A 19700-nucleotide genomic window follows, 5' to 3' on the forward strand; every position below is an offset into this window, starting at 1 on the left:
CGGCGAACCGGAAGGGGCTTCGTGTTCGGGTCTCGGGAGCTCTCGATCCTGGGGAGGGGGACCTGAACCACCGATCAGCTGTGATTGCGGGTCAAACGCCGTAGTAGAGCTCGAACTCGAACGGGTGGGGGCGCTGGGCCAGCGGCTTCAGCTCCTTCTCGCGCTTGTAGTCGATCCAGGTCTCGATGAGCTCCTTGGTGAACACGCCGCCCTCGAGGAGGAAGTCGTGGTCGGCCTCGAGCGCGTCGAGCACGGCGTCGAGCGAACCCGGCACCTGGGGGATCGACTTGGCCTCCTCGGGCGGGAGCTCGTAGAGGTCCTTGTCGACGGGCTCGTGCGGCTCGATGCGGTTCTTGATGCCGTCGAGGCCGGCCATGAGCTGCGCGGCGAACGCGAGGTAGGGGTTGCCCGAGGCATCCGGCGCACGGAACTCGATGCGCTTGGCCTTCGGGTTGGTGCCCGTGATCGGGATGCGGATGGCCGCGGAACGGTTGCCCGCCGAGTAGACCAGGTTGACGGGGGCCTCGAAGCCCGGCACGAGGCGGTGGTAGGAGTTCACCGTCGGGTTGGTGAAGGCGAGCAGCGCCGGCGCGTGACGCAGGATGCCGCCGATGTACCAGCGTGCGACGTCGGAGAGGCCGCCGTAGCCCGCCTCGTCGTAGAACAGGGGCTTGCCCTCGTTCCACAGCGACTGGTGCGTGTGCATGCCCGAGCCGTTGTCGCCGAAGAGGGGCTTCGGCATGAAGGTGGCCGTCTTGCCCCACTCGTCGGCGGTGTTCTTGACGATGTACTTGAACTTCAGGATGTCGTCGGCCGCGTGCACCATCGTGTCGAAGCGGTAGTTGATCTCGGCCTGGCCGCCGGTGCCGACCTCGTGGTGGGCGCGCTCGAGGATGAGCCCCGCCTCGATGAGCTTCAGCGAGATGTCGTCGCGGAGGTCGGCCTGCTTGTCGACGGGGGAGACGGGGAAGTAGCCGCCCTTGTAGGGCGTCTTGTTGCCGAGGTTGCCGCCCTCCTCGGTGCGACCCGAGTTCCAGGCGCCCTCGTGCGAGTCCACCGAGTAGAAGCTCGCGTTCTGCTTCACCTCGTAGCGCACGTCGTCGAAGATGTAGAACTCCGCCTCGGGCGCGAAGTACGCGGTGTCGGCGATGCCGGTCGACGCGAGGTACTTCTCCGCCTTCTTCGCGACCTGGCGCGGGTCCTTCGCGTAGATCTCGCCGTTGCGCGGGTTGTAGATGTCGAAGATCATGACCAGCGTGCGCTCGGCGCGGAACGGGTCGACGTACGCGGTGGAGACGTCGGGGATGAGCTGCATGTCCGACTCGTGGATGGAGGCGAAGCCGCGGATCGACGATCCGTCGAAGAGCTGGCCGACGGTGAAGAACTCCTCGTCGACGGTCGACGCCGGGATGTTGAAGTGCTGCTGCACGCCCGGGAGGTCGGTGAAGCGGATGTCGAGGAACTTGACATCCGTCTCCTTGATGAACTTGAGCACTTCGGACGAATCACTGAACATGTGTCGGAATCTCCAAGAGGGGGCGAGTGGGACCGGACGGACGTCGACAGCCGTACCCGACGCTAGCGAGTCGCCGTTTCCCGACCGTGACGCGAATGTTTCCGCCATGTTACGCGCAGGAGGGCTCGGTAGACTCGTCGGGTGCCTGACGCGAAACCCCGAACCTTCGGCGACCTCGAACCCAGCCGGTGGCCGGGGGAGCGGCTCGGGCTCCCCGATTCCGGCCCGGGATCCGTCGGCCGCGTCGGTCGGCGCATCGCGGCGATCGCGATCGACTGGGCGTCGGCGACGCTGATCGCGCTGCTGTTCGCGCCCTACAGCTCGGTGCTGCACTCGTGGCTCACGCTCGCGATCTTCGCGCTCATGCAGGTGCTCTTCATCCCGACGATCGGCGGCAGCGTCGGCCACCGTCTCCTCGGCATGCGCGTCGTGCCGATCTCGGGCGGATGGGTCGGATTCTGGCGGCCCGTCGTGCGCACGCTGCTGCTCGTCATCGTGATCCCGGCGATCGTGTGGGACTCCGACCAGCGCGGGTTCCACGACAAGGTCGCCGGCACGGTGCTGATCCGGGCCTAACCCCGGACATGCAGCAGCGGCATCCGCCGATGACGGATGCCGCTCGCTGGTCGTTCGGGTCAGCGCATCTTGCCGCGCTGGGGCCGGACCTTCATCGGGTCGATGCCCTTCGGGATCGGCAGCGCGGTCTGGAGCGAGTTCAGGCGGTTCGACACCGCGAGCACCTCGGGCTTGGTGAGCGTGCGCTTGGTCTTGCGCATGGTCGCGGCGAGGCGGTGGAGCTCCACGGAGCCCTCCTCGTGGCCGACGGCGATGAGCGTCACGGGGACGTTGGGGAGGATGCGGGTGACTTTGCGCTTCTCCTCGTCGAGCATGCGCTGCGTGCGGCTGACCGGGCCCTCGCTGATGAGCACGACGCCGCCGCGGCCGACCGCGCGGTACACGGCGTCCTGCGTCTTGCCGTTCACGGCGACCGGCATCTCGTTGCCGACCCAGCCGCGGCGCAGGCCGCTGCGGAGGACGGCGCCGACCGCGCCGGGCTGCCCGTCGATCTGCGAGTAGGCGGCGCGCTCGGCACGGCGCCCGAGGATGACCAGGGCGAGCAGGAAGCCCGCGAGCACGCCGGCGACGATCCAGAGTGCGATCGTGAAGCCGTTGCCCTCGCCGAGCCACAGCGCGAGCGCGAGGCCGACGAGCACGGGCGCGAGGAAGCCGAGGAGCATGAGCCACTGCGCGCTCGAGTCGTAGCGGCGGGTCATCTGGAAGACCTGCCACATCTGCTTCATGCGGCCGGGCTCCTTCGGAGCGGACGGCTTGTCCTTCGTGCGTGCCATGGTCTCAAGGATAGCGGCGGCGGACGCCGCCTCCGACCGCGTTCACCGACGGCGGAGGCGGCATCCGGACGCCTCAGCCGACCGCCTGCGCGAAGCCGAGCGACGCGTCGGCGAGGTGGGAGAGCTCCGCGGGCAGCTCGCGGCCCTTCGCGTGCATCGACTGCGCCCAGAGGCGGCCCGCGCGGTACGACGAGCGCACAAGAGGGCCGGCGAGCACGCCGAGGAAGCCGATCTCCTCGGCCTCCTGCTTGAGCTCGACGAACTCCTCGGGCCGCACCCAGCGGTCGACCGGCAGGTGCCGCGGGCTCGGGCGGAGGTACTGGGTGATCGTGATGATGTCGGTGCCGGCGTCGTGCAGGTCCTGCAGGGCCTGCGTCACCTCGGCACGCTCCTCGCCCATGCCGAGGATGAGGTTCGACTTCGTGATCAGGCCCGCGTCGCGACCCTGCGTGATCACGTCGAGCGACCGCTCGTAGCGGAACGCCGGTCGAATGCGCTTGAAGATGCGCGGCACCGTCTCGACGTTGTGGGCGAACACCTCGGGACGCGCAGAGAACACCTCGCCGAGGTGCTCGGGGTTGCCCGAGAAGTCGGGGACGAGGATCTCGACGCCTGTGCCGGGCGACTGGCGGTGGATCTCGCGGATCGTCTCCGCGTAGAGCCAGGCGCCCTCGTCGGGCAGGTCGTCGCGGGCGACGCCGGTGACCGTGGAGTAGCGCAGCTGCATCCGCACCACCGACTCCGCGACGCGGCGCGGCTCGTCGACGTCGTAGTCGGCGGGCTTGCCGGTGTCGATCTGGCAGAAGTCGCATCGGCGCGTGCACTGGGAGCCGCCGATGAGGAACGTGGCCTCGCGGTCCTCCCAGCACTCGTAGATGTTCGGGCAGCCCGCCTCCTGGCAGACCGTGTGCAGCTCCTCGCCCTTCACGAGCTGCTGCAGCTGGCGGTACTCGGGCCCCATCTTCGCCCGCGTCTTGATCCACTCGGGCTTGCGCTCGATCGGCGTCTGGGCGTTGCGGACCTCGAGGCGCAGCATCCGGCGCCCCCCGGGTGCGGTGCTCATGCGGCGACCGCCGCCTCGGCCTCTGCACGGAATCGCCGGGTGATCGGGTCGACCAGGTCTTCGGGCGCGACCTCGCGACCGAGCTCGCGCGAGATGGTCGTCACGCCGGCGTCGCGGATGCCGCAGGCCACGATCTTCTCGTAGGGCTCGAGCGAGTTCGAGCAGTTCAGCGCGAACCCGTGCATCGTGACGCCGTCGGCGACCCGGATGCCGATGGCCGCGATCTTGTTCTCGCGGCCCGGTTCGCCGACCCAGACGCCCGAGCGGCCGTCGACCCGGCGTCCGTCGACGCCGAGCTCGGCGAGCACGTCGATGAGGATGCCCTCGATGCGACGCACGTAGCCGACCACGTCGACCGGCTCGGCGAGCCGGAGGATCGGGTAGCCGACGAGCTGGCCCGGTCCGTGCCACGTGATCTTGCCGCCGCGGTCGACGTCGATGACGGGGGTTCCGTCGGTCGGCCGCTCGTCGGGCGCGGTGCGCTTGCCGGCGGTGTAGACGGAGGGGTGTTCCAAGAGGATGACGGTGTCGGGGCGTTCGCCCCCGACGACCGCGCGATGGACGGCGCGCTGAAGGTCGAGACCCTCGATGTACGGCACGGAGTTGGCGCTTAGCCCCGCGACGACGAAGTCGAGCATGCCGTCCAGTCTAGGCGGGCGGATGCCCCGACTCGTCCTCCCCACGGAGGCGGCCCGTCCGGTCGGTGCCGGTGCCGTCGCTCGGCGTCGGTCGGCGTCCGGCGGCGCGGAATCCTTGCATGCATGAGCCGTCGTCCGCGCCGCGACCACCCGACCGAGCGCCGCCCCGAGGCGGACGCGCGCGGCCTCGGAGCGGCACCGCTCGACGGCCGGCTCGTGGGCTATCGGCTGATCCGGCGGATCGCGTCGGGGGAGCGGGCCGACGTCTACCTCGCGGCCCTCGGGCGATCCGAGGCATCCGATGCCGATGGGGCCGTCGGAGCCGACTTGGCCGACCCGACCCGGGTCGCCGGTGCGGCGCACGGCATCCCGTCGCTCGTGGTGCTCCGCGTCTACGGCGCCGAGGCCGACGACGACGCGATCACGCGCGAGCTCGAGGCGATGTCGACGGATGCCGCGGGCGCCCTCCCGCGGCTCCACGACGTCGCCACCCTGCCCGACGGCCGCTGCTGCGTGGTCGTCGAGCGGCTCGGCGGCGGTTCGCTCGCGCGGACCCTCTCGAGCCGCACGATCACCGCGGGGGAGGCCGTGACGATCCTCGCGCCCGTGGTCGTCGCCGTGGACGACCTCGCCCGGCGCGGATTCGTGCACACGCGACTCGCGGTGAGCGACATCGTCTTCGACGACGGCGGTCGTCCGCGTCTCGTGGGACTCGGCGCGCTGCAGCGCCTGCCCGATCGCGGCGCCGAGCGCACGGCGCTGCGTCGCGTGGCCCACGAGCGGCTCGCTGATCTCGTCGAGGATGTCGCCGCCGCGGTGATGCCGCCGGGCGCCCTCGGCAGCGCCGTCGACCTGATCCGTTCGCGGCTCGTGGTCCGTCCGTTCGCGCCGTGCGAGGCCGAGCTCGAGCGGCGCCTGTTCGGGCTGGCGACGCCGGAGCCCGTGCGGGGGGTCGCCACCGCCGCGATGCCGCGTCGGGTGCCCGCTCGGGTCATGTCCCCGATCCTCCCGTCGGCGGAGGAGGACCCGGATGCCGGCGCCGCGCCGTCGAGGGAAGGCGTCGCCGTCGGCGGTGGACTGCGGCGATGGCTCGCGCTCGTCCAGGCGCCAGAGGGCGTCGTCGAGCAGCTCGCCGCCGCAGCCGACATCGATCGGGTCGCGAATGGCCGGGGCCGGCTCGCGGCGCTGGTGCGAAGCCGCGGCCGCGCCATCACGGTCGGGGCGCTCCTCGGGGGAGCCGCGCTCGTCCTGATGCTCACCCTCGTGCCGCCGGCGAGCGCGGAGGGAGATGGCGCGTCGAAGACGTCGGACGCGTCGGTCGGGGAGCGCGAAGCGGAGGAGGGTCCGGCGGCTGAGGAGCAGGCCGAGGAGGCGCCTCCGCCGGAGTCGGCGTCAGGGGTTCCGGAGTCGGCCTCCGATGCGTCGGGGTCCGCCGAAGTGGGCGGAACGCCGACCGCTGACGATCCAGTGGCCGCGGCACGCGACCTGCTCGATCGGCGCGCGGCGTGCTTCGCGGCGCTCGACCTGCGCTGCCTGGAGACGGTCGTGCAACCGGGATCTGCGATCGAGGCGTCGGATCGAGCGGCGCTGGCGGCCGCGCGCGAGGGCGAGGCGGTGGCGCCGACGGCGTTCGATCCGGCCACCGTCGAGGTCGTCGCCGAGATGGGCGGCGCGGTGCTGGTGCGAGCTCGCGTCGCCCCCGAACGCGAGCCGGCCTCGCTCCTCATGGTGAGGGGCGAGGCCGGCTGGCGCTTGCGCGAGGTGTTCGACTAGATGCCGAGCGACGACTGGAAGTCGCCCTCCTCGAGGCGCTCCTTGACCGCGGTGAGGAAACGGGCGGCGTCGGCACCGTCGATGATGCGGTGGTCGTACGAGAGCGCGAGGTAGACCATCGAGCGGATCGCGATCGCGTCCTCGCCGTCCTGCTTCACGACGACGGGCCGCTTCACCACGATGCCGGTGCCGAGGATCGCCGACTGCGGGAGGAAGACGACCGGCGTGTCGAACAGCGCGCCGCGCGAACCGGTGTTGGTCAGCGTGAACGTGCCGCCCGAGAGCTCGTCGGGCTTCAGCTGGTTGTTGCGGGTGCGGTCGGCGAGGTCGGCGATCTGCGCGGCGAGCTGGGCGATGTCGAGCTCGCCCGCGTCGCGGATGACCGGGGTCAGCAGGCCGCGCTCGGTGTCGACCGCGATGCTGATGTTCTCGGTCGCCGGGTAGACGATGCTCTCGCCGTCGACCGTCGAGTTGACGATCGGGTACGCCTTGAGCGCCTCGGCCGCGGCCATGGCGAAGAACGGCAGGAAGGAGAGCTTGTTGCCCGTCTTCTCGAGGAACTCGCCCTTGACGCGGTCGCGGAGGCGGGCCACCCGGGTCACGTCGACCTCGACGACGGTGGTCAGCTGCGCGGTCGACGTCATCGAGACGACGGCGCGCTCGGCGACCACCTTGCGCAGGCGGGTCATCGGCACCGTGGTGCCGCGCAGCGGCGACGTCTCGAGCGGCGTGCGGGCCGGTGCCGCGGCGGGAGCCTCGGCGGCCGGCGCCTGGCCGGCGGTCATGACGTCCTGCTTGCGGATGCGGCCGCCGACGCCGGTGCCGGTCACGCTGGCGAGGTCGACGCCCTGCTCGTTGGCGAGCTTGCGCACGATCGGGGTCACGTAGCCGCTGGGGCCCGCGTGGGCGCCTGCAGGGGCGGCCTCGGCTGCGGGAGCCGCCGGAGCGGCAGCCGGTGCCTGAGCAGCGTCCGGCGCCGCCGGAGCGGCCGGGGCCGCCGGAGCGGCCGGGGCCGCCGGAGCGGCGGCCTCAGGTGCCGGGGCGGGAGCCGGAGCAGCCGGGGCCGCCTCGGGCGCGGGTGCCGGGGCGGGAGCCGCCGCGGGAGCAGGTGCCGGAGCGGCGGGAGCCGCCTCGGGAGCCGGAGCAGCGGTAGGCACCGGAGCGGCCTCAGCGGCCGGAGCCGCCTCGGGAGCAGGTGCCGGAGCGGCGGGAGCCGCCTCGGGAGCCGGAGCGGCAGCCGGCGCCGGAGCGGCCTCAGCAGCCGGGGCGGGCGCCGGTGCCGGAGCAGCCTCAGGGGCGGGCGCCGGTGCCGGAGCAGCCTCAGGCGCGGGCGCGGGCGCCGGAGCCGGTGCGGCCGGAGCCGCCTCGGCGGGCGCGGGTGCCGCCTCTGCAGGCGCCGCAGCGCCGGATCCGTCGCCGATCGTGACGAGCGCCGTGCCGACCTCGACGGTCTCGTCCTCCTGGACGAGGATCGCCTCGATCACGCCGGCCACCGGCGACGGGATCTCCGTGTCGACCTTGTCGGTCGACACCTCGAGCAGCGGTTCGTCGACCTCCACACGGTCGCCGACGTTCTTGAGCCATCGGGTGACCGTGCCCTCCGTGACACTCTCACCGAGTGCCGGGAGGCTGACGGATTCGCTCATGCGCTTGTCTCCTTCACAGCGTGTGACGCTTTCTAGCTTATTGCAGTCGTTGTTCGCGGGCGCGGGCTCAGAGCGCGTGCAGCGGCTTGCCGGCGAGCTTGAGGAACGCCTCGCCCAGCGCCTCGTTCTGGGTGGGGTGGGCGTGGATGAACGGGGCGATGTCCTCGGGGTACGCCTCCCAGTTCACGGCCAGCTGGGCCTCGCCGATCAGCTCGCCGACACGGGCGCCGATCATGTGCACGCCGACGACGGGGCCGTCGTTCACGCGCACGACCTTGATGGAGCCGCTCGTCTCGAGGATGTGGCTCTTGCCGTTGCCGGCGAGGTTGTACTCGTACGACGAGACCTGGTCGGCGCCGAACTTCTCGGCGGCGCGGGCCTCGGTGTAGCCGATCGAGGCGACCTCGGGGTCGCAGTACGTGACCTTGGGGATGTTGACGTCCTCGACGAGGATCGGGTTGAGCCCGGCGATCTCCTCGGCGACGAAGATGCCCTGCTGGAAGCCGCGGTGCGCGAGCTGCAGGCCCGGGACGATGTCGCCGACGGCGTAGACGCCCGGGAGGTTGGTCGCGAGGCGCTCGTTCGTGATGACGAAGCCGCGGTCCATGCTCACGCCGACCTCTTCGTAGCCGAGGCCCTGCGTCGCGGGGCCGCGGCCGACGGCGACCAGCAGCAGCTCGGCCTCGACGGTCTCGCCGTTCTCGAGCGTCACGACGACGCCCTGGTCGTCCTGCGTGACGCCCTGGAAGCGCACGCCGAGCTTGTACTCGATGCCGCGCTTGCGGAACGCGCGCTCGAGCTGCTTCGAGACCGACTCCTCCTCGTTGGGCACGAGGTGGGGGAGCGCCTCGATGATCGTGACCTCGGCGCCGAACGACTTCCAGACGCTCGCGAACTCGACGCCGATGACGCCGCCGCCGAGCACGGCGACCTTCTTCGGCACGAAGTCGAGCTCGAGCGCCTGCTCGCTCGTGATCACGCGGCCGCCGATCTCGAGGCCGGGCAGCGAGCGCGAGTAGGAGCCGGTCGCGAGGATGACGTTCTTGCCGACGATGCGGTCGTCGCCGACCTGCACGGCGTTGGCGGCGACGAGGCGGCCCTCGCCCTCGATCACGGTGATGCCGCGGGCCTTGACGAGGCCCTGGAGGCCCTTGAACTTGCTGGCGACGATGCTCTGGCGGTACTGCGTCACGGCGGGGACGTCGATGCCCTCGAACGTGGAGCGGACGCCGAAGCGAGCCGACTCACGCGAGTGGTCGGCGATCTCGGCGGCGTGCAGCAGCGCCTTCGTCGGGATGCAACCGCGGTGGAGACACGTGCCTCCGAGCTTGTCCTTCTCGATCAGGCCGACGGTGAAGCCCAGCTCGACGGCCCGCAGCGCCGCTGCGTACCCTCCGCTGCCGCCTCCGAGGATGACAATGTCGAAGTTCTGCTCGGACAACCGCAATCTCCCTTGCGCATTCGATCTGCGACACGGACTGACCCCGTTAGGTGATCGGGGGCAGGGTGCTGGGCGACGATCTCGCCCATAGCACCCTACTACCCTTCGGCGAGCCGCTCGCCCAGCTTGACGAGCGTGCGCACGGCGGCTCCGGTGGCCCCGCTGCCGGTGAATCCCCAGGGCCCTCCGGCGTTGTTCGAGGGGCCCGCGATGTCGAGGTGCGCCCAGGGGATCCGCTCCTCCGAGCCCTCCCGCGTGCCCACGAACTCGCGCAGGAAGACGCCGGCCAGGAGCATCCCCGGCACGGTCTGCCCGAGCTTGGTGTTGGCGAGGTCGGCGACGTCGGACTTGAGGAGTGCGAGCAGGTCGGCGGGGAGCGGCATGGGCCAGGTGGGCTCGCCGACGGCGTCCGAGGCGGCGCGCACCGTGCCGACGAGCTCGTCGTCGCCCATGAGGCCCGCGATGCGGTGGCCGAGCGCCACGACCTGCGCGCCCGTGAGCGTCGCGACGTCGACGATCGCGTCGGGCTGCTCCTCGCTCGCGGCGACGAGTCCGTCGGCCAGCACGAGGCGCCCCTCGGCGTCGGTGTTCAGGACCTCGACCGTCGTGCCGCCGTGGATCCGCAGCACGTCGTTCGGTCGCACGGCCGTGCCCGACGGCAGGTTCTCCGCGAGGCAGAGCCATCCGGTCACGCGCACGGGCACCTGCAGCTCGGCGAGCGCGACGATCGCCGAGAGCACGGCGGCCGCGCCGGCCATGTCGGTCTTCATGCCCACCATCGAGGCCATCGGCTTGATCGAGAGCCCGCCGGAGTCGAACGTGATGCCCTTGCCCACGAGCGCGAGGTGCACGGATGCCCCGGCCGGCGCGTACTTGAGGCGCACCAGCCGCGGCCCGCGGCTCGAGCCCTGCCCGACGGCGAGGATCCCGCCGAAGCCGTCGGCGGCGAGCGCAGCCTCGTCCCAGACCTTCGCGGCCACGCCCGCGCCGCTCGCGGCCTCGACGGCGAGCTCGGCGAGGCGCGCGGGGAAGAGCTCGGCGGGTGAGGTGTTGACGAGGTCCTTGGTGCGTGCGACCGCGGCGGCCACGGCGCGCACCCGGTCGAGTCCGACGGCGTCGCCGTCGAGCGCGGTGTGCAGCGTGACGTCCTCGACGGGCGTCTTCGGCTTGGCCTTGTACGCGGTGTAGGCGTAGGCGCCGAGCGCCGCGCCCTCCAGGATCGCCGCCGCGACCTCGGGGTCGTCGGTCGGGATGGCCACGGCGAGCGTCGCCACGCCCGTGAGCTGTCGCACGGCACTGCCGGCGGCGAGGCGGAGCGCCGCGGCATCCGCTGCCTCACCCGTGCCCACCACGACGACCAGGCGCGGGCCGCCCTCGGGACCGGGGACCTTGACGACCTCCTCGGCGGTGCCCTTCGCCCCCAGCGCGGTCATCGCGGCGGGGACCCACTCGAACCCCTCGACCGCGAGCACATCGGCGCCGTCCGCTCCGCTCGTCGTGGCGAGCAGCACGGCATCGGCGCCGGACTCGGCGGCGGGGGCGGGGGAGACGGAGAGCACGGGGACGGTCATGCAGCCGATCGTACGTGTTCGCTCTCGGCATCATCCGACGCGCGCGGCGACCGCCGGGCGGCTTCGGGGGCGTCGTTAGGCTGGAGTCATGCGCGATCCACGCTCCCTCTACGAGCGCAATCCCGACGTCCAAGTGCCGCCCGGGCTCCCGCTCATCGCGGGCCTGACCGGGTTCGCCGACGCGGGCTCCGCGGTCGCGCAGACGACGGAGTACCTGCTCACGACCCTCGACACCACGGTGGTCGCGACCTTCGACGCCGACGAGCTGCTCGACTACCGCGCGCGGCGCCCCATCATCCTGTTCGAGGGCGACCACCTCGCCGACTACCGTCCGCCGCGGCTGAGCCTCGACCTCGCGCGCGACGAGATCGGCCAGCAGTTCCTCATGCTCACGGGCTACGAGCCCGACTTCCAGTGGGAGCGGTTCGGCGCCGCCGTGCTCGGGCTCATCGACGAGCTCCAGGTGTCGTCGACGACGTGGATCAACTCGATCCCCATGCCCGTGCCGCACACCCGCCCGATCGGCATGACGGTGAGCGGCAACCGCGCCGACCTCATCGAGGCGATGTCGATCTGGCGGCCGACCACCGAGGTGCCCTCGAACGCGCTGCACCTCGTGGAGTACCGGCTGCAGCAGGAGGAGCACCCCACGACGGGCTTCGTGCTCCTCGTGCCGCACTACCTCTCCGACGCGGAGTACCCGACGGCGGCGATCGCGGCGCTCGAGGCCATCAGCGCGTCCACGGGCCGGATCTTCCCGACCGACGCGCTTCGCGAGCAGGGCCGGGAGTTCGTCGCCCGCATCGACGAGCAGGTCGCCGAGAACGCCGAGCTCGCGAAGCTCGTCGGCACGCTCGAGGAGCGCCACGACTCCTACATGGAGGGCACGACCCTGCGCTCGCCTCTCACGGACGAAGACGGCGAGCTGCCGTCCGCCGACGAGATCGCGGCCGAGCTCGAGAAGTTCCTCGCCTATCGCCGAACTCGCGACGACGACACGCCGCTCGGCGGCTGAGGCCCGAGCGCGCCGAGCGCGCGACGCCGCCGCCGGACGTGGGCGGGAGTTCCGCGGAATCCCGGGCCGCGGGGGAATGCGCCGCGCGTGCCGGGCGTTGCACTCAGCGGGGAGAAGAGCGCGGGCGTCCGCGAGTCGGACGGGCCGTCAGGCTGTATAATGGAGGCAGGACCCGTTCTGGTCCGCGGGTGCGACGTCGTCGCACCGGTTCACGCGGACTTGACATGGGTCCTCATAGTGTCCGAAATCGACCGGACCGACAGCACGAGCCGAACGTCCGAGAGGGCACGCGCCGCGCGACGGTAGGAGAGGTTCAAACGAATGGCAACGACGAAGGCTGCGACGTCGGCGAAGAGCGAGGCGGAGAAGCCCGCTGCAACGCGCACGACGGCCGCGAAGTCGACCGCCGCCAAGACGGCCACGAAGGCCACCGCCGCGACGTCTGCGGCGAAGACGAAGGCATCCGCCGCGAAGACCGGCACCACGAAGGCGGCCGCGTCCAAGAGCGCGGCGACCCCGGCGACCAAGAAGCCGCGCACCAGCACGGCCAAGGCGGGCGCGAAGCCCAAGGGCCGGGCCAAGGCCGGCGCCGCGGGTGACGACGAGGACGAGCTCGACCCCGAGGACCTCGAGGAGGTCGACGTCGAGGTCGGGGCCGAGGCCGCCGAGGGGACCGCGGACGCGGCATCCGAGGGCGAGGCCGACGCCGAGGGCGCCGGCGACGCCGACGAAGAGGACGCGAAGCCCGCGGTCGCCGTCGAGCCGCACCCCACGGGTGCTCTCGTGCTGCGCGCGGTCGACGACGAGGACGAGGTCCCCGTCTACTCGAGCGCGATCACCGGCGCGACGGCCGACCCGGTCAAGGACTACCTGAAGCAGATCGGCAAGGTCGCGCTCCTGAACGCGGCCGAAGAGGTCGAGCTCGCGATGCGCATCGAGGCCGGCCTGTTCGCCGAGGAGAAGCTGTCGCACATGAGCGACGCCGAGAAGCGCTCGCAGCTCGGCCGCGAGCTGCAGTGGGTCGCGAAGGACGGGCAGCGTGCGAAGAGCCACCTGCTCGGCGCGAACCTGCGCCTCGTGGTCTCGCTCGCGAAGCGCTACACGGGTCGCGGCATGCAGTTCCTCGACCTGATCCAGGAGGGCAACCTCGGCCTCATCCGTGCGGTCGAGAAGTTCGACTACACCAAGGGCTTCAAGTTCTCGACCTACGCGACGTGGTGGATCCGCCAGGCGATCACCCGCGCCATGGCAGACCAGGCCCGCACCATCCGCATCCCGGTGCACATGGTCGAGGTCATCAACAAGCTCGCCCGAGTCCAGCGCCAGATGCTGCAGGACCTGGGCCGCGAGCCCACGCCCGAGGAGTTGTCGAAGGAACTCGACATGACCCCCGAGAAGGTCATCGAGGTGCAGAAGTACGGCCGCGAGCCGATCTCGCTGCACACTCCGCTCGGCGAGGACGGCGACAGCGAGTTCGGCGACCTCATCGAGGACACCGAGGCGGTCGTTCCGGCCGACGCGGTCGGCTTCACGATGCTGCAGAAGCAGCTGGAGTCGCTGCTCGACTCGCTGAGCGAGCGCGAGGCGGGCGTCATCCGCATGCGCTTCGGCCTCGGCGACGGCATGCCGAAGACCCTCGACCAGATCGGCGACACGTTCGGCGTGACGCGCGAGCGCATCCGCCAGATCGAGTCGAAGACGATGGCGAAGCTGCGCCACCCGTCCCGCTCGCAGTCGCTGCGCGACTACCTCGAGTAGGCCGGCGGTGCGCTACGCGCCGGCGATCCTCGTCGGCAGGCTCACCCGATTCGCCGCCCGGCTGCGCAAGCCCGGCGGCGGATCGGCTGTTCCCGGCCTCGTCGTCAACCGCATCGCCCCCGGATACCTGAAGCGCACGCTCTCGGGCTTCCCGCAGGGCCTCGTGGTCGTCTCGGGCTCGAGCGGCAAGTCGACCACCACCAAGATGCTCGTCGCGATCCTGCGCGCGCACGGCGTCGACGTGTTCACGAACCCGTCGACTGCGAACATCAGCCAGGGCCTGACCTCCGCGCTGCTCGAGCGCGCCGACTGGCAGGGCCGCGTGCCCGGCGACGTCGCGGTGCTCGAGATGGACGAGGGTCACGGCGCGGTCGTCATGCAGGGCATCGACGCGCGCGTCGTCGCGCTCACGAACGTCATGGTCGACCAGATCGACCGCTTCCACGACTCAGAGATGGTCGCCGGCATGCTGGGCCGCATCGCGGCCCGCGCCCACGAGGCCGTCGTCGTGAACGCAGACGACGCCTACCTCGAGCGCCTCGCCGCGGCCACCGACCCCGGGGTCGCCGTGCACCGCTACGGCGTGGCAGCCGAGGTCCTCGAACGCTCGCCGCGGGGTCTGGGCTACACCCGGACGGCGCCCGAGCGCCTCGCCCCCGGCGCCGGCGTGGTCGTCGAGTCGGTGAGCGGCGCGACGGCGGTGCTGCGCGACGGTGCGGCATACGTCGACATCACGCTGCCCGCCCGCGGCACCCACTACGCCGTCGACGCGGCCGCCGCCTACGCCACGGCGAAGGCCGTGCTGGGGGAGCGGTTCTCGCCGACGACCGCGGCCGCTGCGCTCAGCGCGATCCCGGCCGTCTTCGGTCGCGGCGAGCGCGTGCGCGTGCGCGACCAGGACGTGGAGTTCGTGCTCGTGCAGAACCCATCGAGCTACCAGCTCAACGTCGACAGCATTGAGCCGGACACCGAGCAGATCCTCTTCGCGATCGGCTCCGACGTGCGCGACCCCTCCTACTTCTGGCCCACGGATGCCTCGTCGCTCGGCCGTGTGGCGATCGTGAGCGGCTCCAAGGCCCACGAGGCCGCGCTGATGCTCGCGTACGACGGCGTGGAGATCGACCGCGTCGAGCCCGACCTCGGTCGCGCGCTCGACGACTTCCTCGCGGCGCCGGCGCCCGCGACCGGCGTGAAGACGATCGTGTTCTCCGCCGACTCGATGCGCCGTACGCGCGCCCACCTCGGACTCTCGGGAGCGGAATGACCACCCTCACGATCGTGGCGCTCCTGCCCGGGCTGCAGAACACGAACGGCGACGCCGAGAACGCGCACGTGCTCGCCCGTCGCGCGGGCTGGGCCGGACTCGACGCGCGCGTGGTCGCGGTCGAGTCGCGCGACGACCTCCCCGACCGCGTCGACGCGGTGGTGCTCGGGTCGGGCAGCGACTCGTCGCTCGAGGCGAGCCGCACGGCCCTGCTCGCGTTCCACGACGAGCTGCGCACCTGGGGCACCGAGGGCGTCCCCATCCTCGCGATCGGCACCGGGTGGGAGCTGCTGAGCTGGGGCGTCGAGCACGCCGACGGGTCGAGCCTCGAGGGCCTCGGCATCCTCCCGGGCCGCGCGGTCCCGCGCAACGGGCGCGTCACCGACGACCTCGTGATCGCATCGCCGCGGTTCGGCCTCCTCGTCGGGTTCGAGAACCACGCCCGCGACTACGTGGGCGCCGAGGGATCGCCGCTCGGGCGCGTTCGTGCCGGCGCCGGCAACGGGCGCGACTCCGGCCAGGAGGGCGTCGTCATGGGCGCCGTGATCGGCACACACCTGCACGGTCCGGTGCTCGCCAAGAACCCCGCCTTCGCCGACCACCTCCTGCGGATCATGGCCGAGCGCGCCGGCGTCACGTACGCTCCGGGCGAGCAGACCGCCGTCGTCGACGCCTACGCGACCGGCGCCCGCGAAGCGCAGCTCGCCGCGGCGCGGGTCGCGGCACCCGTCGCCGACGCCTGAGCGAGCCACCCACGCGGCGGGCAGGCCCCGCAGACGACGAACGCCCCGGCCGGAGCCGGGGCGTTCACGTCGTTTCGTCAGTCGCGGTCGTCGACGAGGAGTCGGCTCGACTCGTCGTGCCAGCTGTGCGCGATCTGCGAGAGCTTCTCCTGGTGCTTGCGGCCGTGGTGGGCGCAGAACAGGAGCTCGCCGCTCGCGACGACGACACGGATGTAGGCCTGCGCACCGCAGGCGTCGCAGCGGTCGAGCGCGGTGAGCTCGTAGGGGGTGTCGAGTTCGTCGACCGCACCGGGGCTGTCGGTGTACTGCGTCATGGCTCCTCCTCCTGGCTCACGATCGATGTTCCGTTCATCAATGAAAACACGGGGCGGACCCGGTTCCTTCCGTTGGTCGCCGCATTTCGCTGTGCGCGTAGCGCCTGCGCGGCGGTGTCCGCGGGCGACAGTAGAGTGATCCGACGTGAGCTCCGACTATTCCGCCCGCCACCTCTCCGTCCTCGAGGGCCTCGAGGCGGTCCGCAAGCGACCCGGCATGTACATCGGGTCGACCGACTCGCGCGGACTCATGCACTGCCTCTGGGAGATCATCGACAACTCGGTCGACGAGGCCCTCGCCGGGCACGGCAGCGAGATCGGCGTGCTGCTGCACCCCGACGGCAGCGTCGAGGTGCGCGACCGCGCCCGCGGCATCCCCGTCGACATCGAGCCGAAGACGGGCCTGACGGGCGTCGAGGTCGTGTTCACCAAGCTCCACGCCGGCGGCAAGTTCGGCTCGGGCTCGTACGCCGCCTCGGGCGGCCTGCACGGCGTCGGCGCGTCGGTCGTGAACGCCTTGTCAGAGCGCCTCGACGTCGAGGTCGACCGCGACGGCAAGACCTGGGCCATGTCGTTCCACCGCGGCGAGCCGGGCGTGTTCGCCGACCGAGGCGCGCCGACTCCCGACGCCGCGTTCACGCCGTTCGAGGAGCGCAGCGAACTGCGGGTCGTCGGCAAGGTCGCCAAGGGCGTCACCGGCACGCGCATCCGCTACTGGGCCGACCGGCAGATCTTCACGAAGGGGGCCGAGTTCCAGACCGACGAGCTGCTCGGGCGCGCCCGCCAGACCGCCTTCCTCGTGCCCGGCCTCGCGATCGACGTCACCGACGAGCGCGGCGCCGAGCCGCACACCACGTCCTTCCAGTTCGAGGGCGGCATCTCCGAGTTCGCCGAGCACCTGGCGACGGATGCCCCGCTCACCGACATCTGGCGCATCACCGGGTCGGGCGGGTTCACCGAGACCGTGCCCGTGCTCACCGACGGCGGCGCGATGGTGCCGACCGAGCTCCAGCGCGAGTGCCAGGTCGACATCGCCCTGCGGTGGGGCACCGGCTACGAGACCATCGTGAAGTCCTTCGTCAACATCATCGCCACGCCGAAGGGCGGCACCCACCAGACCGGGTTCGACCAGGGGCTGCTCCGGTTCCTGCGCCAGCAGGTCGAGCAGAACGCCCGGCGCCTGAAGGCCGGCGCTGCGTTCACCAACGGTGGCAAGCTCGAGAAGGACGACGTGCTCGCCGGCCTCACCGCGGTCATCACCGTGCGCCTGCCCGAGCCGCAGTTCGAGGGGCAGACGAAGGAGGTGCTCGGCACGCCGGCCGTGCGCGCCATCGTGGCCAACGTGCTGACGAAGGAGCTCGGCACGCGGTTCGCCTCGACGAAGCGCGACGACAAGGCGCAGTCCGCGCTGCTGCTCGACAAGGTCGTCGCCGAGATGAAGTCCCGCATCTCCGCTCGTGCGCATAAAGAGACCCAGCGGCGCAAGAACGCGCTCGAGAGCTCCTCGCTGCCGGCGAAGCTCGTCGACTGCCGCTCCAGCGACGTCGCCCACAGCGAGCTGTTCATCGTCGAGGGCGACTCGGCGCTCGGCACCGCCAAGCTCGCACGTGACAGCGAGCACCAGGCGCTGCTGCCGATCCGTGGCAAGATCCTCAACGTGCAGAAGGCGAGCGTGTCCGACATGCTCGGCAACGCCGAGTGCGCATCGATCATCCAGGTCATCGGCGCCGGGTCGGGTCGTAGCTTCGACCTCGCGTCGGCACGCTACGGCAAGGTCATCATCATGAGCGACGCCGACGTCGACGGCGCGCACATCCGGACGCTGCTGCTCACGCTCTTCTTCCGGTACATGCGGCCGATGATCGAGGAGGGCCGCGTGTTCGCGGCCGTCCCGCCGCTGCACCGCGTGGTCGTGATGAACCCGGGCACGAAGCCGAACGAGACGATCTACACGTACTCCGAGGCCGAGCTCCAGGGCGTGCTCGCGCAGCTGAAGAAGCAGGGCCGCCGCTACCAGGATCCGATCCAGCGCTACAAGGGCCTTGGCGAGATGGACGCCGACCAGCTCGCGACGACGACCATGGACAAGCGGCACCGCACGCTTCGCCGCGTCGGCCTCGGCGACGCCGAGAACGCCGGGCGCGTGTTCGAGCTGCTCATGGGCAACGACGTGGCGCCGCGCAAGGAGTTCATCATCGACAGCTCCGACGCGCTCGAGCGCGACCGCATCGACGCCTGACGCTCAGCCGGCCGACGGCCGGATGTTCTGGTTCAGGTGGAACACGTTGTCGGGGTCGAACTCGTCCTTCACCGCGGTGAGCCGGGCGAGCTTCTCGTCGGAGTAGGCGCGCCGGAGGCCTGCGACCCCGTCGTCGCCGAGCACGTTGACGTACGCGCCGTTCGCGAACCGGTCCATGGTCCCGGCGTACCGACGTGCGGCCGCCATGCGCGCCTCGTCCTTCGCGGGGTCCTTCCAGAGCGAGGCGGCGACGAACTCGAACGCCGCGTCGCGTCGTGAGAACGCGGTCGCGTCGTCGGGCACGTCCGCGATCGCGCCGCCGTAGGCCTGCAGGCTCACGTTCGGCAGGTCGGCCGCGCCGCGTGCGAGCACCGCGTCGATGACCTCGTCGCCGAGCACGTCGAAGTAGTGGCCCTTCCAGTACCGCCGCCAGGTGTAGCCCTTGACGTCGTCCTCGCGAGTCTGGAGCTCGAGGTAGGACATCGGTTCCACCACTCGGCTCGTGGGTTCCGCCACCGCCGTGAGCTCGGCGTCGAGGTCCGCGATCGCAGCGGCTCCCGCGTCGGGATCGCCGACCCAGACGAGCCCGAGCGCGACGTCCTGCCCGCCGATCGTCGCGGAGAACGTCGCCTCCCGCGGTGCGGTGGTGCTGAGGTCGCGCCAGCGCCGCATCGGCGCGTCCGCCTGATCGGCCGGGTAGTGGAACTCCGCCGAGATCGCCCGGCCCGGTTCCGGGTGGAGCACGAACTCGAACTCGGTCACGACGCCGAAGTTCCCGCCCCCGCCGCGCAGCGCCCAGTACAGCTCGGGATGCTCGTCGGCGCTCGCGCGGATGATCGAGCCGTCGGCCGTCACGACCTCGAACGAGACGACGTTGTCGCACGACAGGCCGTGCCGCCGCGCCAGCCACCCCATGCCGCCGCCGAGCGTGAGTCCGCCGACCCCGGTGTGCGACACGTTGCCGGCCGTCGTCGCGAGCCCGTGCTCCTGCGCCGCCACGTCGAGCGCGCCGAGGAGGGCTCCGCCCTGCACGCGTGCGCGACGCGTCGTGGGGTCGACCACGACCCCGCCCATCGGGCGGAGGTCGAGCATGAGGCCGCCGTCGGGCACGGCGTGGCCGACGATGCCGTGACCGCCGCAGCGGATCCCGACCTCGAGGTCGTGCTCGCGCGCGTACCGCAGGGCTGCGGCGACGTCAGCGGCGTCGGAGCACCGCACGACGAACCTCGGATGCCGGTCGACCATGGCGTTCCACACCGTCCGCGCCTCGTCGTAGCCGTCGTCGCCCGGCGCGAGCACCTGCCCGCCGATCGTCTGCTCCAGCACCGCACGCGTCATCGCCGCCCCCAGCCGTCCTCGACCGGATGCCG

General features: G+C 71.6%; 16 protein-coding genes. 7 read left to right on the forward strand and 9 right to left on the reverse strand.

Translation table 11 applies throughout. The features are described 5' to 3' along the window. Window positions 1–91: 91 nt before the first annotated feature. The gene (gene glnA / locus ACFVN5_RS08820) at window positions 92–1516 is read right to left on the reverse strand and encodes a type I glutamate--ammonia ligase (protein ID WP_376954639.1); all 1425 of its coding nucleotides are present in this window, start codon (window positions 1514–1516) and stop codon (window positions 92–94) included. A gap of 141 nt (window positions 1517–1657) precedes the next feature. Between glnA and ACFVN5_RS08825 the strand changes: the two genes are divergently transcribed. Beyond that, on the forward strand, window positions 1658–2092 hold the full coding sequence (locus ACFVN5_RS08825; RefSeq protein ID WP_376954640.1) for an RDD family protein: 435 nt from the start codon (window positions 1658–1660) through the stop codon (window positions 2090–2092). A gap of 59 nt (window positions 2093–2151) precedes the next feature. Here the strand turns inward: ACFVN5_RS08825 and ACFVN5_RS08830 are convergent, their stop codons facing one another. From ACFVN5_RS08830 to lipB, 3 genes are all read right to left on the reverse strand, one after another. Further along, complete coding sequence (locus ACFVN5_RS08830) at window positions 2152–2865, reverse strand: DUF4191 domain-containing protein (protein ID WP_376954641.1); 714 nt, start codon at window positions 2863–2865, stop codon at window positions 2152–2154. 73 nt (window positions 2866–2938) lie between these two features. Beyond that, a complete protein-coding gene (gene lipA / locus ACFVN5_RS08835) occupies window positions 2939–3928 on the reverse strand; it encodes a lipoyl synthase (RefSeq protein ID WP_376954642.1) in 990 nt (329 codons plus the stop codon). Further along, complete coding sequence (gene lipB / locus ACFVN5_RS08840; protein ID WP_376954643.1) at window positions 3925–4566, reverse strand: lipoyl(octanoyl) transferase LipB; 642 nt, start codon at window positions 4564–4566, stop codon at window positions 3925–3927. The genes lipA and lipB overlap by 4 nt, the downstream gene beginning before the upstream one ends. 123 nt (window positions 4567–4689) lie before the next feature. On the opposite strand from lipB, the gene ACFVN5_RS08845 reads away from it, so the two are divergent. After that, window positions 4690–6339: a hypothetical protein gene (locus ACFVN5_RS08845; protein WP_376954644.1), complete on the forward strand. Its 1650-nt coding sequence runs from the start codon at window positions 4690–4692 to the stop codon at window positions 6337–6339. Here the strand turns inward: ACFVN5_RS08845 and ACFVN5_RS08850 are convergent. The 3 genes from ACFVN5_RS08850 to ACFVN5_RS08860 form a co-directional block, all read right to left on the reverse strand. Next, window positions 6336–7985 carry a 2-oxo acid dehydrogenase subunit E2 gene (locus ACFVN5_RS08850; RefSeq protein WP_376954645.1) on the reverse strand — a complete coding sequence of 550 codons (1650 nt, stop codon included), beginning with the start codon at window positions 7983–7985 and terminating at the stop codon, window positions 6336–6338. The two genes, ACFVN5_RS08845 and ACFVN5_RS08850, sit on opposite strands and share 4 nt — an antisense overlap. Window positions 7986–8052: 67 nt before the next feature. Further along, complete coding sequence (gene lpdA / locus ACFVN5_RS08855) at window positions 8053–9426, reverse strand: dihydrolipoyl dehydrogenase (RefSeq protein ID WP_376954646.1); 1374 nt, start codon at window positions 9424–9426, stop codon at window positions 8053–8055. A 98-nt stretch (window positions 9427–9524) separates the two neighbouring features. Further along, window positions 9525–10997: a leucyl aminopeptidase gene (locus tag ACFVN5_RS08860; RefSeq protein ID WP_376954647.1), complete on the reverse strand. Its 1473-nt coding sequence runs from the start codon at window positions 10995–10997 to the stop codon at window positions 9525–9527. Window positions 10998–11085: 88 nt separating this feature from the next. Between ACFVN5_RS08860 and ACFVN5_RS08865 the strand changes: the two genes are divergently transcribed. The 4 genes from ACFVN5_RS08865 to ACFVN5_RS08880 all read left to right on the forward strand — a co-directional run bounded on the left by ACFVN5_RS08865 (window position 11086) and on the right by ACFVN5_RS08880 (window position 15777). Next, on the forward strand, window positions 11086–12012 hold the full coding sequence (locus ACFVN5_RS08865) for a proteasome assembly chaperone family protein (RefSeq protein WP_376954648.1): 927 nt from the start codon (window positions 11086–11088) through the stop codon (window positions 12010–12012). Window positions 12013–12333: 321 nt separating this feature from the next. Beyond that, window positions 12334–13770, forward strand: a complete 1437-nt coding sequence (locus ACFVN5_RS08870) for an RNA polymerase sigma factor (protein ID WP_376954650.1) — start codon at window positions 12334–12336, stop codon at window positions 13768–13770. A 7-nt stretch (window positions 13771–13777) separates the two neighbouring features. Beyond that, entirely contained in the window at window positions 13778–15034 is a 1257-nt protein-coding gene (locus ACFVN5_RS08875; RefSeq protein ID WP_376954651.1) for a Mur ligase family protein, read from the forward strand. Then, window positions 15031–15777, forward strand: coding sequence for a type 1 glutamine amidotransferase (locus ACFVN5_RS08880; protein ID WP_376954652.1), 747 nt, complete (start codon window positions 15031–15033; stop codon window positions 15775–15777). Before ACFVN5_RS08875 ends, ACFVN5_RS08880 begins: the two co-directional genes overlap by 4 nt. A 77-nt stretch (window positions 15778–15854) precedes the next feature. Here the strand turns inward: ACFVN5_RS08880 and ACFVN5_RS08885 are convergent, their stop codons facing one another. Then, window positions 15855–16091, reverse strand: a complete 237-nt coding sequence (locus ACFVN5_RS08885; RefSeq protein ID WP_148735044.1) for a hypothetical protein — start codon at window positions 16089–16091, stop codon at window positions 15855–15857. A gap of 145 nt (window positions 16092–16236) precedes the next feature. Between ACFVN5_RS08885 and ACFVN5_RS08890 the strand changes: the two genes are divergently transcribed. After that, window positions 16237–18330, forward strand: coding sequence for a type IIA DNA topoisomerase subunit B (locus tag ACFVN5_RS08890; RefSeq protein WP_376954653.1), 2094 nt, complete (start codon window positions 16237–16239; stop codon window positions 18328–18330). A 3-nt stretch (window positions 18331–18333) separates the two neighbouring features. Here the strand turns inward: ACFVN5_RS08890 and ACFVN5_RS08895 are convergent, their stop codons facing one another. After that, window positions 18334–19668, reverse strand: coding sequence for an FAD-binding oxidoreductase (locus ACFVN5_RS08895; protein ID WP_376954654.1), 1335 nt, complete (start codon window positions 19666–19668; stop codon window positions 18334–18336). Window positions 19669–19700 lie beyond the last annotated feature (32 nt).

Source organism: Agromyces sp. NPDC057865 (genome assembly GCF_042796995.1).
GTDB lineage: Bacteria > Actinomycetota > Actinomycetes > Actinomycetales > Microbacteriaceae > Agromyces.